Annotated in this window: 20 protein-coding genes and 1 tRNA gene; 9 read left to right on the top strand and 12 right to left on the bottom strand. The window is 42.8% G+C overall.

Annotation, left to right across the window (positions count from 1 at the left end; genetic code table 11):
• Positions 1–4: 4 nt before the first annotated feature.
• The 7 genes from EII41_RS04600 (at position 5) to EII41_RS04570 (ending at position 5,485) form a co-directional block, all read left to right on the top strand.
• Positions 5–445 (top strand): hypothetical protein, encoded by a 441-nt coding sequence (locus tag EII41_RS04600; RefSeq protein ID WP_124789611.1) that lies wholly within the window; start codon positions 5–7, stop codon positions 443–445.
• The gene (gene atpB, locus EII41_RS04595) at positions 426–1,514 is read left to right on the top strand and encodes a F0F1 ATP synthase subunit A (RefSeq protein ID WP_124789610.1); all 1,089 of its coding nucleotides are present in this window, start codon (positions 426–428) and stop codon (positions 1,512–1,514) included. Before EII41_RS04600 ends, atpB begins: the two co-directional genes overlap by 20 nt.
• Positions 1,515–1,554: 40 nt before the next feature.
• Complete coding sequence (atpE, locus tag EII41_RS04590; RefSeq protein WP_014224102.1) at positions 1,555–1,806, top strand: ATP synthase F0 subunit C; 252 nt, start codon at positions 1,555–1,557, stop codon at positions 1,804–1,806.
• 17 nt (positions 1,807–1,823) lie between these two features.
• Positions 1,824–2,318 carry a F0F1 ATP synthase subunit B gene (atpF, locus tag EII41_RS04585; protein ID WP_124789609.1) on the top strand — a complete coding sequence of 165 codons (495 nt, stop codon included), beginning with the start codon at positions 1,824–1,826 and terminating at the stop codon, positions 2,316–2,318.
• 65 nt (positions 2,319–2,383) lie between these two features.
• On the top strand, positions 2,384–2,962 hold the full coding sequence (locus EII41_RS04580; RefSeq protein ID WP_124789608.1) for a F0F1 ATP synthase subunit delta: 579 nt from the start codon (positions 2,384–2,386) through the stop codon (positions 2,960–2,962).
• 40 nt (positions 2,963–3,002) lie between these two features.
• Positions 3,003–4,595: a F0F1 ATP synthase subunit alpha gene (gene atpA / locus EII41_RS04575; RefSeq protein ID WP_124789607.1), complete on the top strand. Its 1,593-nt coding sequence runs from the start codon at positions 3,003–3,005 to the stop codon at positions 4,593–4,595.
• Positions 4,596–4,624: 29 nt separating this feature from the next.
• Positions 4,625–5,485 carry a F0F1 ATP synthase subunit gamma gene (locus EII41_RS04570; protein WP_124789606.1) on the top strand — a complete coding sequence of 287 codons (861 nt, stop codon included), beginning with the start codon at positions 4,625–4,627 and terminating at the stop codon, positions 5,483–5,485.
• Positions 5,486–5,802: 317 nt separating this feature from the next.
• On the opposite strand, the gene EII41_RS04565 is transcribed toward EII41_RS04570, so the two are convergent.
• The gene (locus tag EII41_RS04565) at positions 5,803–7,479 is read right to left on the bottom strand and encodes a putative transporter (protein ID WP_124789605.1); all 1,677 of its coding nucleotides are present in this window, start codon (positions 7,477–7,479) and stop codon (positions 5,803–5,805) included.
• Positions 7,480–7,605: 126 nt separating this feature from the next.
• Here EII41_RS04565 and EII41_RS14105 point away from each other — a divergent pair, with 126 nt between their 5' ends.
• Positions 7,606–7,764: a hypothetical protein gene (locus EII41_RS14105; RefSeq protein WP_185711828.1), complete on the top strand. Its 159-nt coding sequence runs from the start codon at positions 7,606–7,608 to the stop codon at positions 7,762–7,764.
• 41 nt (positions 7,765–7,805) lie between these two features.
• On the opposite strand, the gene EII41_RS04560 is transcribed toward EII41_RS14105, so the two are convergent.
• From EII41_RS04560 to argB, 6 genes are all read right to left on the bottom strand, one after another.
• Positions 7,806–8,408, bottom strand: coding sequence for a response regulator transcription factor (locus EII41_RS04560; protein WP_124750577.1), 603 nt, complete (start codon positions 8,406–8,408; stop codon positions 7,806–7,808).
• Positions 8,405–9,097 carry a hemerythrin domain-containing protein gene (locus EII41_RS04555; protein ID WP_124789604.1) on the bottom strand — a complete coding sequence of 231 codons (693 nt, stop codon included), beginning with the start codon at positions 9,095–9,097 and terminating at the stop codon, positions 8,405–8,407. Before EII41_RS04555 ends, EII41_RS04560 begins: the two co-directional genes overlap by 4 nt.
• A 301-nt stretch (positions 9,098–9,398) precedes the next feature.
• Positions 9,399–9,965 (bottom strand): alkyl hydroperoxide reductase subunit C, encoded by a 567-nt coding sequence (gene ahpC / locus EII41_RS04550; RefSeq protein ID WP_124789603.1) that lies wholly within the window; start codon positions 9,963–9,965, stop codon positions 9,399–9,401.
• A 22-nt stretch (positions 9,966–9,987) separates the two neighbouring features.
• Entirely contained in the window at positions 9,988–10,149 is a 162-nt protein-coding gene (locus tag EII41_RS14100) for a hypothetical protein (protein WP_185711827.1), read from the bottom strand.
• The gene (locus EII41_RS14730) at positions 10,146–10,529 is read right to left on the bottom strand and encodes a phospholipase D-like domain-containing protein (protein ID WP_124789638.1); all 384 of its coding nucleotides are present in this window, start codon (positions 10,527–10,529) and stop codon (positions 10,146–10,148) included. The genes EII41_RS14100 and EII41_RS14730 overlap by 4 nt, the downstream gene beginning before the upstream one ends.
• Before the next feature lie 309 nt (positions 10,530–10,838).
• Positions 10,839–11,606, bottom strand: coding sequence for an acetylglutamate kinase (argB, locus tag EII41_RS04540; protein WP_124789602.1), 768 nt, complete (start codon positions 11,604–11,606; stop codon positions 10,839–10,841).
• Between the two features lie 73 nt (positions 11,607–11,679).
• On the opposite strand from argB, the gene EII41_RS04535 reads away from it, so the two are divergent.
• Positions 11,680–11,752: transfer RNA gene (locus EII41_RS04535), tRNA-Gly, on the top strand.
• A 644-nt stretch (positions 11,753–12,396) separates the two neighbouring features.
• Here EII41_RS04535 and EII41_RS04530 read toward each other — a convergent pair.
• The 5 genes from EII41_RS04530 to EII41_RS04510 all read right to left on the bottom strand — a co-directional run bounded on the left by EII41_RS04530 (position 12,397) and on the right by EII41_RS04510 (position 15,452).
• On the bottom strand, positions 12,397–13,089 hold the full coding sequence (locus EII41_RS04530) for an L-2-amino-thiazoline-4-carboxylic acid hydrolase (RefSeq protein ID WP_124789601.1): 693 nt from the start codon (positions 13,087–13,089) through the stop codon (positions 12,397–12,399).
• Positions 13,090–13,158: 69 nt separating this feature from the next.
• Positions 13,159–13,734 (bottom strand): Crp/Fnr family transcriptional regulator, encoded by a 576-nt coding sequence (locus EII41_RS04525; RefSeq protein WP_221620699.1) that lies wholly within the window; start codon positions 13,732–13,734, stop codon positions 13,159–13,161.
• 144 nt (positions 13,735–13,878) lie between these two features.
• Positions 13,879–14,328 (bottom strand): DUF6194 family protein, encoded by a 450-nt coding sequence (locus EII41_RS04520; RefSeq protein ID WP_124789600.1) that lies wholly within the window; start codon positions 14,326–14,328, stop codon positions 13,879–13,881.
• A gap of 22 nt (positions 14,329–14,350) precedes the next feature.
• Complete coding sequence (locus EII41_RS04515) at positions 14,351–14,929, bottom strand: DNA-3-methyladenine glycosylase I (protein WP_124789599.1); 579 nt, start codon at positions 14,927–14,929, stop codon at positions 14,351–14,353.
• Positions 14,930–15,041: 112 nt separating this feature from the next.
• A complete protein-coding gene (locus EII41_RS04510) occupies positions 15,042–15,452 on the bottom strand; it encodes a DUF4180 domain-containing protein (protein ID WP_260425481.1) in 411 nt (136 codons plus the stop codon).
• Positions 15,453–15,575 lie beyond the last annotated feature (123 nt).

Here is a 15,575-nt window from a genome sequence, read left to right as displayed (position 1 = left end):
AAAAATGAGTAGTGCATATTCGCATAAAACGGTCAATACGTTTGTGCTCGGAAGTATTTTGATGTTTGGAATCATTGAATTGGCGATGGTCTACTGGCTTTTCCCGAAAAGCTATACGCCGTATATGCTCCTGACTCCTGTATATTTCCTCATGTTAGGTCTGACGGTGTTGTTGGCGCTGTCTCGCATCGAGAGCAAACGCTTGCATCCCGGACGTGCAGTTGCTCGACTGATGCTGTTGAACACTTCGCAGTTTATTGTCTCGGCCTGCTTCTTGTTTTATTACGTCTACCAGATCAATGTGCAACGTAGAGCGTTTCTGCTCACCTTCGGGCTATTTTATATTTGGTTTATGTGCGTCAAATTGTTTGTATTGTACAATATTGATTCTCAACACAAACATCATAAAAGAACGGGGGTAAAAGATGATCAAAAAGTTCAATGATATAAAAATCAAGGTGCTGGTTGGCGTGATAGGTCTCCTGAGCGTCGTACCGCCTTCTTCTGCGTATGCTCAGAGCGATAAGCCCGAGATCAATGCGGTCGAGATTATCTTTGATCATGTACAGGATAGTTACTGGTGGCATATTACGACAATCAACGATCGACACCTGTCGGTCTATCTGCCGGTGATCGTTCGTTCTTCGACGACGGGGTGGCATGTGTTTTCATCCTCTCGCCTTACACACGATGCATCATATAAAGGTTTTTACATCGCATCCGAAGGGGACTATGCCGGAAAGATTGTCGAACGTGATGCCGGTGGTGCGGAGATACGTCCGTTGGATATTTCTCTGACAAAGGATGCCCTGGCGTTAATCATCAACTCGATCGTCATGCTGGCGATCTTTCTGTCTGTGGCGAGATGGTATAAACGTCATCCCAAGCATGCCGTTCCGGGCGGATTCGTGGGAGCTGTCGAAATGTTTGTCATGAATATCGAAGATGAAGTCATACGAAAAAGTATCGGCAAAGATTATGCTCGATATTCACCGTATCTCCTGACGGCATTTTTCTTCATCTTGATCAACAACCTGATGGGATTGATTCCTGTTTTTCCGGGAGGAGCCAATACGACCGGAAATATTGCAATCACTTTCACACTTGCTATTTGCACGATGGTTGCCGTTAATGTATTTGGGAATAAGGCATATTGGAAAGAGATATTTTGGCCGGATGTACCGATGTGGATGAAAGTGCCGGTTCCTCTGATGCCTGTCATCGAGCTGTTCGGGGTTATCTCGAAACCGTTTGCTTTGATGATTCGTCTTTTCGCGAATATAATGGCAGGACATTCGATTGTGATCGCACTTACTTGCCTTGTATTTATTACGGCTAAGATGGGGGCTGCAATGCATGTCGGTATGACGGTCTTTTCCGTTTTATTATCGGTATTTATGAACTGTCTCGAGCTGCTCGTCGCTTATATTCAGGCGTATGTGTTTACGATGCTTTCGGCCGTGTTTATCGGACTTTCGAGACCGGAGCATCAACGCGAAAAAGTAAAGAAATAAAAAGGTAAAATACGAAATAACAATTTTAAATTAAAGGATTATGACACTGTTAAACATGATGTTGCAAGCAACAACAAATTTGGGCGCATTTGCCGCGCCGTTGGGAGCCGCTATTGCTGTTATTGGAGCCGGTCTCGGTATTGGAAAAATCGGTTCGAGTGCGATGGAAGCGATCGGACGTCAGCCCGAAGCGGCCAGTGATGTGCGCATGTCGATGATTATTGTTGCGGCATTAATTGAAGGTGCGGCATTATTTGCGATCGTTGTTTGTCTGATGGCTGTGAACAGTTAACAAAAAAGACTTAGATCATGTCGTTGTTAACGCCCGACTTCGGACTGCTATTCTGGATGCTGCTGTCTTTTCTGATCGTCTTCGGACTATTGGCGAAGTTCGGTTTCCCCGTCATCACCCGAATGGTCGACGAACGTAGGGAATATATTGAGCAATCGCTTGTGACAGCCGATGAAGCGAATCGCAGGCTGGCAGAGATCCGGCAGGAGTCGGAAGGTATTTTGGACGAAGCCCGCGTGCGCCAAAGCGAGTTGATCCGGCAGGCTACTGCCGAGAGTGAAAAGATGATACTGTCCGCCAAGGAGAAAGCCGCTATAGAGGCGCAGCAGCAATTAGATGAAGCGAGGCGTCAGATAGATGCTCAAAAGCAACAGGCCATGAGTGATATTCGTGGGCAAGTTGCACGCTTATCCGTCGATATTGCGGAGAAAGTACTTCGTCGGCAGCTGGATGATCCTGCAGGGCAGGAGGTTTTCATCGCTCATTTACTGGACGAGATAGAAAAGAATTAAACCGTATGAAAATTCAATCTGTTCTCAGCCTCTCTGGTGGAGCTGTGAACGGATGATAATGAAGAATGATGAATGCAGGATTAATTTCCAGACGATATGCGAAAGCATTGTACGAGTATGCTTTGAGACGAAACGAGGAGCAAGCGCTTTATCAACGCATGCAAACGCTTTCGTCGATACTCCGTGATATTCCGAAACTGCGCGATACGCTTTCCAGCCCGGTAGTTCCCGTCAAATACAAGCAGGAAATACTGGGAGAAGCTGCCAGTCCCGCCCCGGAACAATCTTATCTCGACTTTATCAGGCTGATCCTGAAGAATAACCGAGAGAGTATGTTGTATGATATTGCGTTAAGTTATCAGACGTATTATCGCAGGCGAAAGAACATCAGTATCGTTCACCTCACATCAGCCGGGCCGATGAGTGAAGAAATGCTCGTGCGTATCCGTCGGCAGGTGGAAAAACGGACTCGGGGAGAGGTTGAGTTTTCAGCATATACCGATCCGGCTGTGGGGGGAGGTTTTATCTTTCAACTGAACGATATGCGATTGGATGCCTCCGTCAGAGGACAGCTTGCGCGATTGAAGCGGCAGCTGCTTGCTTCATCCGGTACACGTATGCGTGAAACCGAACAGGTGGGATAAATAATAGATACATAACTGATTATATTTATTCATAGATAAAATGTCTGACAATATAAAAATAAGTGAAGTCTCCGAAGTGCTTAAGATGCAACTTGAGGGAATAGACATGCAACTCGAATTCGATGAGGTCGGTACGGTCTTACAAGTCAGTGATGGCGTAGCCCGTATATACGGACTGCGTAATGCCGAGGCCAATGAACTGCTGGAGTTTGAAAACGGCATGATGGGCGTGGTGATGAATCTTGAAGAGGATAATGTGGGAGCCGTTCTACTCGGTGCGACCGACAAGATTAAAGAAGGGTTTTCTGTTAAGCGTACGAAAGAAATTGCATCGGTCGATGTGGGTGAAGGGATGCTTGGACGAGTCATCGATCCGTTGGGTACACCGCTCGACGGTAAAGGCGAGATTCAAGGCGCACGCTGCCGGATGCCGTTGGAGCGTAAGGCTCCGGGAGTCATCTTCCGCCAACCGGTCAGTCAGCCGTTACAAACGGGACTGAAGGCGATTGACGCGATGATCCCTATCGGTCGCGGGCAACGCGAACTGATCATTGGTGACCGGCAGACGGGAAAGACCGCCATCGCCATCGATACCATTCTCAATCAACGTGCGAATTTTGAGGAGGGCCAGCCTGTTTATTGTATCTACGTGGCTATCGGACAAAAAGGATCGACGGTTGCCTCGGTGGTTCAGACGTTGCGAGAAAAAGGGGCTTTGGACTATACGATTGTCGTAGCGGCCAATGCGTCGGATTCTGCGGCGATGCAATACTTCGCACCTTTTGCGGGAGCTGCGATCGGTGAATATTTCCGTGATACGGGACGGCACGCCCTTGTTGTGTACGACGATCTTTCCAAACAAGCCGTCGCCTATCGTGAAATTTCGTTGATTTTGCGTCGGCCGTCGGGGCGTGAGGCTTATCCCGGAGATATTTTTTATCTGCATTCGAGACTGTTGGAACGTGCTGCTAAGATCATCAGCCAGCAGGATGTAGCGGAACAAATGAACGATTTGCCGGAGAGCCTCATAGGGAAAGTGAAGGGAGGAGGATCGCTAACGGCCCTGCCGATTATTGAGACACAGGCGGGTGACGTTTCCGCATATATTCCGACAAATGTCATTTCTATTACGGACGGACAGATTTTTCTTGAAAACGATCTGTTCAATCAGGGGATCCGTCCGGCAGTCAATGTGGGGATCTCCGTGTCGCGTGTCGGAGGAAGTGCACAGATAAAAGCGATGAAGAAAGTGGCCGGTACACTGAAAATTGATCAGGCTCAATTTCGCGAATTGGAATCGTTCACCAAGTTCGGAGGCGATCTGGATCCCGTGACGGCTTTTGCCATCGATAAAGGAAAGAAGAATACGGAATTGCTTATTCAGCTACAGTATACTCCGATGCCGGTCGAAGAGCAGATCGCGATTCTTTATTGCGGAACAAACGGTTTGCTTAAAGATATTCCTGTAGAGCAAGTGCGTGAATTCGAGCGAACCTTCTTGCAGATACTCCGAAATAATCATCAGGACGATGTGTTGAAACCGCTCCGTAACGGACAATTCGATATGGAGGTGGCGACGATTATCGAAAAAGTAGCCGCCAGCATCCGTTTGGAATCGTCGTCTGGAAAGTAGATAAATGTATAGAGAGACGTAATGAAACAATGGCACTGAAAGAAGTAAAAGAACGCATCTGGTCAATCAAAAATACCCGAAAGATCACTTCGGCAATGAAGATGGTTTCGTCTGCAAAGCTTCACAAGGCACAGCATACGATCGAAAACATGCTTCCCTATTCCGAGTCGTTGCATCATGTAATGAGCTCATTACTGTCGGGCGAATATACGAATTCACTCTCTGATCAGCGCGAAGTAAAGCGAGTTGCGATTGTCGCCTTTTCTTCCGATGGATCGTTGTGCGGTGCGTTCAACACCAACGTTATACGTGCGACACTGAAAACGATCGAAGAATATGATCGGCTGTCTGCTGAAGACATTCGTCTGTATACCGTCGGGAAAAAAGTTTTCGATGCGATTCGCGAGAGCGGGTATATCATAGAAAGAAACTTCGAAGGACTTGCGGAGAAACCCGATTATACCACCATCGCAGAGCTGGCAGACTCCTTAATTCGGGAGTTCGAAGCGAAGAGACTTGACCGGGTGGAATTGATCTATCATCATTTCGAAAGTGCCGGTACGCAGGTGCTAAAGCGTGAAACCATGTTGCCGATCGTGCTCCCCAAACCGCAAGAAGAGAAAACGTGGTCTGTGCCAGAATATATTGTCGAGCCTTCGCGCGAAGACTTACTTCGTGTATTAATCCCGAAGAGTGTCAGACTGAAACTGTATACCGCTTTACTCGACTCAAATGCATCGGAACATGCTGTGCGCATGATCTCTATGCAGGCAGCCACAGAGAATGCCGATAATCTGATCAGCACCCTTACGGTCGAGTATAACAAGTCTCGTCAGCAGGCTATTACGAATGAGCTGTTCGATATCATCGGTGGGGCTTTCGGAAGGTAGGTCATTCAACGATAGGTAGCTACCATATCTATATCGGTGATTGATTATTTAATTGTCAATGACTATTCCGTGTATATAGAAAATAACGGTTTCAGTTACAGTCGATCAGATTTAACCACAAGGAAGGCAATAGTAGCATAACTGAATACCGCAAAAGTAAATGGGCCCAAACGTAATGAAATTTGGAGCTTTAAAGCTGAGGGCGAAGGAAGCATACTGATGACGTATATGGCCGAGCTCGCATTCCGCAAAAACGACGAAACAGTTTGCCCCTTATGACACATCGCCCTCTTTATATGATCAGAACTGATTTTTCCTCAGGCAAAGAATAAAATCATCAATTGTGCCGTGAGTACACGCAAAAACATGGTCAACGGATAGACCGTCGCATATCCTACTGCCGGAGCATCATTACCGGCGGTTGCGTTCGAGTAGGCGAGTGCGGGAGGATCGGTCGTGCTTCCCGCAAGCAATCCCATCAGCGTAAAATAATTCACTTGGTAGAAATACCGCCCGATCGTACCGATTATCATCAAAGGCAAGATCGTTATGATAAACCCATAGCCAATCCACAAAAGTCCGCCGCCGTTGATAATCGTATCCACAAAGCCTTTTCCAGCGCCGATGCCGACACAAGCCAAAAATATGGTGATACCGATTTCGCGCAACATCAGGTTGGCACTGGTTGTGGTGTACGTTACCAGTTTATATTTATATCCGAAACGACTCACCAGAATAGCGACAATCAGCGGCCCACCGGCCAGACCCAGTTTCACTGGCTGGGGAATGCCGGGGAAAGTAATCGGAATACTTCCCAGAAAAACTCCGATCGCGATACCCAGAAAGATCGAAATCAAATTCGGTTCGTTCAGTCGCTTCATCGAGTTGCCCAACACTTTTTCGACGGCTGCAATCGAAGCTTCCGTTCCAACAACATTTACCCGGTCGCCCACTTGCAACACCAGATGAGGCGTTGCCACCAGATCAACCCCGGCACGGCTGATTCGCGTGATGTTGATACCATACGATTTACGCAGTTTCAATTCTCCGAGCTGCTTGCCGTTTACTGCCGATTTCGTAACCAGAATACGTCGGTTGACGAGCTGACTTTCCAGACTTATCCATTCCTTACGGTCCATCTGAATTTCTTCGCCGATGAACGTCTTGATCGTCTCCGCATCATTTTCGGTCGTGATAACAAGAACTTTATCATTTTCGTTTAACACCGTATCGGCCGATACAATCTCCATCTGTTTGCTGCTGTTGTACCAAATACGCGAAAGCACAAACTCGCGGTCTCCCACAAGTGCCGACAACTCGCCGACCGTTTTTCCGAACACCGCAGGATTTTTCACAAGTAACGAAACAGGAGACGCCTCACTTTCATGCTTATTATCCTCAGCTTTCAAACGATCTGATTCTTTTCCCAAATCAATCCTGAAAAGAAAACGGATACACAAAATGGCCAAGATAATCCCCACCACTCCTAACGGATAAGCTACCGCATAGCCAAGGGCTATTGTCGGCGCAGGTTCGCCGTGTATATCGGAATAGGCTTGTTGCGCCGCACCCAGTCCGGGCGTGTTCGTTACCGCACCGGAAAGAATTCCGACCATCGTCTCCATCGGAATACCCGTTATATAATGAATAATCAGTGTCGTCGCCACTCCTAAAAACACCACACCCGCGGCCAACATATTGAGCGTTATCCCTCCTTTTTTGAACGACGAAAAAAAGCCGGGTCCTACTTGCATTCCCACCGAATAGACGAATAGAATCAGCCCGAACTCTTTGAAGAAATGTAGAATCTCCGGATGGATCGAAAAGCCGAAATGCCCCAGAAAGATACCGACAAACAACACGAACGTAATTCCCAACGAAATACCGCCGATTTTTACCTTTCCCAATAAAATTCCACCTACAATCACTATTGATAACAACATCACGGAATGGGCGATTCCCTCGCCCCACAACAATTCATTCAGCCATTCCATAAACAATCTTCTTTTTTAAAAAATTTGACCACAAAGGTACGTTTTTTTTTCAGTTATGGGTCCCTCCTCTCCCATTCTTCTTCGTCGCCGGCAAGAGAACTTTTGCAACACTCTATAAATAAAAGGATGCGCAGAAAAAATAATGTAATGACGGCCGATGTTGAGGAGAATCAGCAGGCCACAACGATTCCTATCTGCCGTCTGATCAAAAATAAAATTGCGGATACCGTAACAGAAAGATACATTCCACAACACGATCAACGAACAAATACAGAGATGAGTTAATTCACCCGGTTATTGCAGGCAAGAAATCTTGTAAGCTCTAATTACATGGAATCTTCTTCGACGAGGTTATTCATTAGGGCATACATAGCCAACCCGGCTACGGATTTGATATTGGTTTTGCGGGTGATATTTTTACGATGGGAAATTACGGTATGTACGGATATGTGTAGTCGGTCTGCGATCTCTTTGCTCATCAATCCTTTAGCGACAAGCACAAGAACATCTGTTTCACGTTTGGTAAGTTCGTAATTCGTTGCATCCATCGGAAGTTTGTGGGTGGATGCGGAAGTCTGGGCTTCGGTAAGTATATCGGCAATGCGCTCGCGTACCTCGCGAATCTCAAGGATTCCGTGAAATGAGTGCAAAACAGCACTGTCGATGTATTGATAGACAAGGGCGACGACCGTCATTTGAGGATAGTCTTGCAGGAGACTAAAGACAGCAGGTCTTTTAGTATAGGGAAGTATGGTAGGGTTGATCAGAAGAATATCCGGGCGAACTGCGGCCAAACGTTCTCTGAAATCGTCCATATCTTCAAGAGGAGGAAGTATTTCGAAATCAGAAAGGTCTTTCAATATGCGTGTAAGGCCTTCGGTTACGATGAATGAGGGTTCGACAATCAATATTTTTTCTTTACGACTCATTTCTTTTTTCTTTCGAGCATTTCTACATAAGGAACGAGAATTTTATCTTCAATCAGTGTATGTTTGTTTAGATCGGTGGATAATTGAAAAATATCGAATACCAGCTCAATCGATTTTTTGGGAGAAGCATTGCCCGGCAAATATTTGAAAATAATCTGCGTTAAGTCACTCAATTTATCTTCTATATTGCTATGTGCCTCTGCAAAATCACGGATATGATAAGCCCCATGACTTTTGCCCGATAGAAGCGTCTCGATATGAGGAAAAACCGTCTGTTCTTCGTATTTGAAATGCTCTTCAACTTCATTTTTATAGTCGGTAAAAAATCGTTTGAGTACATCTCCGTACTTAGGGTTTACCTCATCGATCACTTTCAAGAGATGATGTTCGATCTGAGGCAGATGTTCATACATATAATAATGATGCGAAGCAAGCAGATATGGGACAAGCAGACGCATATCGGTAGACTCGATCTTTTCTCGTTTAGGAAGATAAGAGTCAAAAGCGTAAACATTGCATACGAGCAAGAAGAAATCGACCGGCACATTGTTCATGTGACATATTTCTTCCACACTTCTGTCTCCAAATCCAAGGGGAATGCCAAAACGAGGCAACATAAGTATAAGATTATGATTGACCGAGATAAGGTCAGCCAGCTTCATTTTCTCCGAGAAGAGTAATTTCTCCATACACTTTTCCTTTTTTTGATGACAAAGGTAGTTGATTTTTCCATAAGAACGATTGTCTTTTCTCCCTATTTCTGGTGATTTTGTTCGATAAAATCGCCAAAATAAGGGATAATATCCGCTTGTCTTAACGAGCAAAGATGAAATAAATCTGCTGAAAAGAAAGAGTAAAAGAACAAAAGGCTGCCTTGTGTGTGCCACAGACAACCTTTTTACAAATTAAAACATATCTTCAGTTTGTTTACTCTTTGCTTTTTTCTCTCTTTTGTCCTAAGTTGATTGAGTAGAGCAACAAGTTTACAACTTAAATTTTGCCCACTAAATCAATGCTGGGTTTAAGGGTAGAAGCTCCTTTTTTCCATTTTGCCGGACATACTTCTCCGTCGTTTTGAGCGACGAATTGTGCGGCTTCTACTTTGCGAATCAGCTCGTCGGCATTACGTCCGATACCGGTATCGTGGATTTCAGCCACCTTAATCTTACCTTCAGGATTTACAACGAATGTTCCGCGATAAGCCATACCGGATTCTTCGATCATCACACCGAAAGCGCGCGAAAGGAATCCTGTCGGGTCTGCCAGCATGGGGTATTGGATTTGACGGATGCTTTCGGAAGCGTCGTGCCATGCTTTATGTACGAAGTGCGTATCGGCACTCACGGAATAAATCTCTACTCCCATCGCTTTGAATTTATCGTAATTCTCTGCCATATCGACTAATTCAGTAGGACAAACGAACGTAAAGTCGGCCGGATAGAAAAAGAAAACAGCCCATTTACCTTCGAGGTCTTTGTTCGATACGGTTTTAAACTCTCCATTGTGGAATGCCTGAACTTTAAATTCAGGGATTTGTGAATTAATAATTGGTTCCATAATTAATTTGTTTTATATAATACTAAATTGAAATCATTACAACTTCGAGGCAAAGGTAAGCGTTTTTCTTTACGCGTGCAACTGCCATGCGCAAGTATTCTTTAAAATATCTTATCTCAGAAAGAACCCATTCTTCAGCTCCTTTCTGCAACAGGGAAAACTCGCGTAAGTCTTCAATATTCATGTTTCTATTGGATAAATTAAGCATTTTAAGTTTGTGAATGTTCTTTCTACATGAGCGGTGCGAAAAGTCGTATGATTGACTCCATAGTTTTTTTCCACCAAGGACGTTTTTTTCCACGTATTTAACTCGATCTCTTTACAAGCTTCCAAGTCTTTAAGAAAAATGTTTTTATTCTGAATCGCCAAGTCGGAATCATACAAGTAACAATTAATTTCGAAATTCATCTCAAAGCTGCGAAAATCCATGTTCGCCGATCCGATTATCGATAAATAATCATCAGCGACCATCGTCTTCGCATGTATAAATGCAGTCTGATGCTCATAAATGCGTAAGCCGACTCTCAACAAAACGCTATAATAAGATTTGGCTGCCGGATCAATATAGGGAGAATCCTATTTACGTGAAACCATGAGTCGTACTATTAATTGATCGATGTCTTGAGTGTATCACTTTGCCTGTGTTTTTCAGCATATCATTGATACATTCTATGATTTATTTTTTTCTTAACATGGTTTTGTTCTACAAGAGCATAAGTCTATTCTTCATATTTGTCTCGATTGCGGTTATAAGGTGTATATTTATCCATGGTAATGATAGAGGATATATTTTTGTATTTTGCTATTTTTCAAGATCAAAGATACCAATAATCGCATGGATAGATGGAATCGTTTTTTATTTAGAGAATGGGCCTAATTAATCCTTGTTCCACCGTTTTTACCCAGTGCTGTGGCTTTTGTAATAATCACTTCTTTCACTCCGGCATCGACGGCTTTAAAGGCGTTCTCCAACTTGGGAATCATCCCTCCTTGAATGACCCCATTTTCTTTGTATGCATTAAATAAAGACCTGTCAATCAACGGAATCACACTCTCTTCATCGTTCTTTTTGCATAAGACACCATCTTTCTCAAAACAGTAAATTAAAGTCACGTCGAACCGGCTGACCAGAGATTTAGCCAGTTCGAAAGCGATTGTGTCGGCATTTGTGTTAAGCAGTTGTCCGTTCATATCGTGGGTAATCGGTGCAATGACGGGTACCATCTTTTGCATAAGCAATATGTGTAGCATATCGAGGCGGATATTTTTTACGTCGCCGACAAAACCGTAATCCATCTGCTCGATTGGCCGTTTAATTGAACGTATCATGTCCATATCTGCTCCCGTAAGCCCGATAGCATCAATGCCTAAGGCCTGTAAGCGTGCCACTATGGTTTTATTGATCCATCCGGCGTACACCATAGTTACGATTTTAAGCATCGTGGCATCCGTAATACGTCTCCCTTCGATCATTTGGCTTTCTATCCCTAATTGTCCAGCTATTTCCGTTGCCATTCGGCCACCACCGTGAACAAGTAATTTTAAACCATCAATGTTCGAAAAATCAGCAAGTAGTCGGTTCAGTGAAGTTTCCTCTTCAACGACCTTTCCCCCTACCTTGACTAATATCAATTTCTCCATCCGATTTTTTTTTTCGCCAAAAATACAAAAAATGAAAAGAATGATGTACTTTTGCACTTGCAAGTTTAATCGTGCGGCAGTAGCTCAGTTGGTAGAGCATCAGCTTCCCAAGCTGAGGGTCGCGAGTTCGAGTCTCGTTTGCCGCTCTAAATATAAACAGATGGAAGTCAAAGGTTTTACGAGTAATCGTAGAACCTTTGTTCGTTTTCCGGGGGTAGCAAAAACAAACGAAAATCATGATATGTTTGAAAAAATGACTTAGTAGAAACATCCTGGGGAATAATTATTATTTTAGATTAATGGTATCGAGCTTTTTATATATTATACAGGTATACCAATGGAGATAGAAAGAATATCTTTTAGGGTTACACATTGTTGAAGTAAAAAGAGAAGTAATATATGACTTTTTGTCATCTTAATTACTCTTCGTTACGTCTTCGTTATGTCTTCGTTGTGTCTTCGTTGTGTCTTCGTTCAATGCACGAAGAAAAATATTAGAAAACATAATCTTTTACCGCCAAATTGTCAGAGATAGCAATAGTGTTATGCAAAGGAATACTATTAGGTAAACGAAGAAATGTTTTCAGAAAAACATATTTTATTTTTCCAAACCACAAAGATAAAATAAGTAAAAAACTTACAGAAAACAAGTCATCAACTTTATTAAGGACAAATAATTGAAAAACAAACCATTTTCATCTTCTTATGCGTTTACTCTACCTATTTTTAAAATCTTATTTTTTCTATCTTGATGATTCATTTTCCTTAAAAATATATCGCAGAGCCAAATTCATTGGACTATGTTGGGTATGGTCAAATCTTCTTTCACAAACCACATTTGGCAGGTAGTTCCGGAAGCGAAGGTAACGGGGCGAACAAATCGTAAGCCATGCTTTGGGGGTTTTATGCCGTTGATCCAGCCCAAATCGATTCGGCAAATGAGGGGCTGAAGTTCCGTTTTGTTGAGATGTTTTAAGGTTTCATGAAAAAGGCACTTTTTGATGTGTAAAACATAGCCGAAATCATCATCAATGGGGCGTTCAAAGTCAAAACTGTCGCCAAAGTAGCTTTGTTCCCTCATTTTTGAAGATGCTACCAATGCTTCGAAGGGATTCGAGGCAGTGTCGAGCATTTGTTCCGTTCCCTCAGCCACGAAAGAATAGGTGGGAGCGTTGATGCTCTCTTCTGTCCACAGCAGGGCGGTTTTGTCGGAAAATCCGATTTCTAAAAAGGCTTCATAGAGCGAAGCGACCAAAAGTACAAACGAAACATGTCCACGATCCAAATCATTCTTTATGAGTGATTCTACTTTGGGGAAATTAACGGCAAAACGCTTCTCGAAAATCACTCTACACTCTTCAAAGAGAGTTTCTCCCAGTTCGTTTTTAGCTTTTATATATTCAAACGCCCCGTTTTTTATCCATTCGAAGACATCCAAAGGCGAGAGGCTGTAACCCTCATAATAAATACTTTTGCTTTCCATATATTCACTTTAAAATTAGAATGCAAAAGTAAAAGTTTCTAATAATAAAAAAGTTGCGAAAAGGCAAGTTTATTTGTGAGACTTCACTCTACTAATCGAATATTTACTCATTCCGAGCATCGAAGCAAGGTCTTTTTGCTTTACTTTCTTGATGAAATCGGGGTATTTGAAAAGTTCTTCGTAGCGGTCTTTGACGGAGTGGTTCTGGAACAGTTCTATTACTTTTGTCAAATTCAGAATCGTTTCTTGTTGATTATAGAACAGGAATTTAGAAAACCAATCGTGTCTTTCAATCAGTAAATCTATATGATTTTTATGGATTTGCAGAATTTCGGTGGCTTCGGTGGCGACAATCTCATATCGCGAAGGCGTCCCACGCGTAAAGCTCTCCAATTCGCTAAAAAAATAGTCCTCGAATGCTATCCAACCGGTGCGTTCTTCAGCCGCATCATTGAAATAATAAACTTTTAACACACCACGATTTACATAATAATAATGTCTGCAAACAGTTCCCATTGACAGCAGTAGATCGCCTTTCTTCAGAGATTTAGATATGCAAAACTCCTCCAAATCCGATTTCTCTATCCGGCGGTCGGGAACGGTTGATTGTATGTGGTTGATAAACTTTTGCATTTTATTTTCCATAAAACAAAGGTAATCTTTTTCACATAGATCGAGTATATACACAATGAATTACGTATCTGCTTTATTTATGCTCCTCATATTATGCTCATATATCGTTGTTTTGTTGTGTGTTTCAGTAAGGAAAGCAAAATGCTTTTATTAATCTCATACCTTCTTTTTGGCATATTTTTCTTTTGCGTACTCGTATGCTTCTTGTATAAATGGTTTTAATTGTTCAAAGGTTTTTGCTCCCGGGTTTAGACAACATATCCAAGACATCCACGCATAAATGGGATGAGGTATGATTTTATCAATTTCGGCAAAGTCATATTCCATTGTTACTGTACAGCCTTTGGCCGGACGCTTGGGTACTTTGCCAAATAAATGGATAAAAGTACTTCTTCTAAGACCAATGTTCAGACGAAAAACACCTTCTCTATTCAAATTAGAACCGGCATCATTATCACCATCTTTTTCTTTGATTGTCAGCATATAGATACCTCGTTTAAGTTTATTGTCGGGGTTATAGAATATCCCTCTTTCTCCCCAACTGTCCACAACAATTATTCCTTCTAAATTGTCCTGACAGTATTTTATTATCTCATCGAGTTTCATAGAATCTGTTTATTTTCCCTTTTTATATGTTGCGAAAATCACAGTCGATCAGATGGTCGTTGACCATTCCGACGGCTTGCATAAAGGCATATACAATGGTCGAACCTACAAACTTAAAACCTCTTTTCTTCAAATCCTTGCTTATCTTGTCCGAAAGCTCCGTTTTTGCCGGCACTTCATCTATTTCCTTCCACGAATTGACAATGGGTCGGTGATTGACAAATCCCCACAGATAATTGCCGAACGAACCGAACTCCTCACAGACCCTGAAGTATGCCTTTGCATTGACCGAAACTGATTTTATTTTTAAGCGATTGCGAATAATTCCTTCGTTTTGCATCAGTTCAGTTTCTTTTTGCTCGTCATAATTGACGACAATCTCAGGACGAAAATCGTCGAAGGCTTCGCAAAACGCCTCCATTTTGTTTAGCACGGTTACCCAGCTTAGCCCCGCCTGCATACCTTCCAATATCAACATCTTGAACAACTCTCTGTCGTCGTAAACAGGAATTCCCCATTGTTTGTCGTGGTAGGCTTGTTCTGCCGGATGCCTTGTTGCCCAATCGCAACGTTTGATGTTTTCTTTATTTTTTATTTCCATAAAACAAAGGTAATCTTTTTTCCATAGCAAAATTTGCGGTTTATGTCCTTTTACTACAAGAAATTGCTATGCGTCTATAATCCTTGCACATAATGCTTTTACATTGGATACATTAATACCTTAATCGACCTAAAGCTTCCGATAAAGAAGCTACAAAGTTTACTTGTTTACCTTTGTTACTTTCAGAAATGAAGTTTGTTAAGCTTTGGCTTTTGTACTTTGAAAAATCACCGATAATGACAAGCCGCATCCGGTAATTCGAGAATTTTTGAAGAATCTCGCCCGCTATCCTTGTTTTGAGGTCGAAAAAATCGGGAGTTATATTTCTTTCGTAGAGTATTATCCCATCGTATCCCTGATAATAGGCATCGCCCAATACGTTTAATGCATCCTCGATATTGCCGATTATTAAACCGTCCGAATGAATTTCTGCAATTTTTGTATTGCCTGTATGGTGTGTATCGAATCTCATCGTTGTTTCACTTTCTGTTTTCCCAAAAAACAAAGGTAATCCTTTTTTCATAAATCCCGTAGAGGTGCAATTTTATCCTAACAATTTGCTCACGCTCGGCATAGCCCAAATAAATTCGGCTTTGTCCTCGCTTACTTACAAAAGTCATTGTGTATCTACCCTAACGCCCAACAC

Source organism: Tannerella forsythia (genome assembly GCF_003860135.1).
Classification (GTDB): domain Bacteria; phylum Bacteroidota; class Bacteroidia; order Bacteroidales; family Tannerellaceae; genus Tannerella; species Tannerella forsythia_A.
The sequence above is the reverse complement of the archived record's forward strand: the minus strand, read 5'-3'. Positions and strand labels throughout refer to the sequence as shown.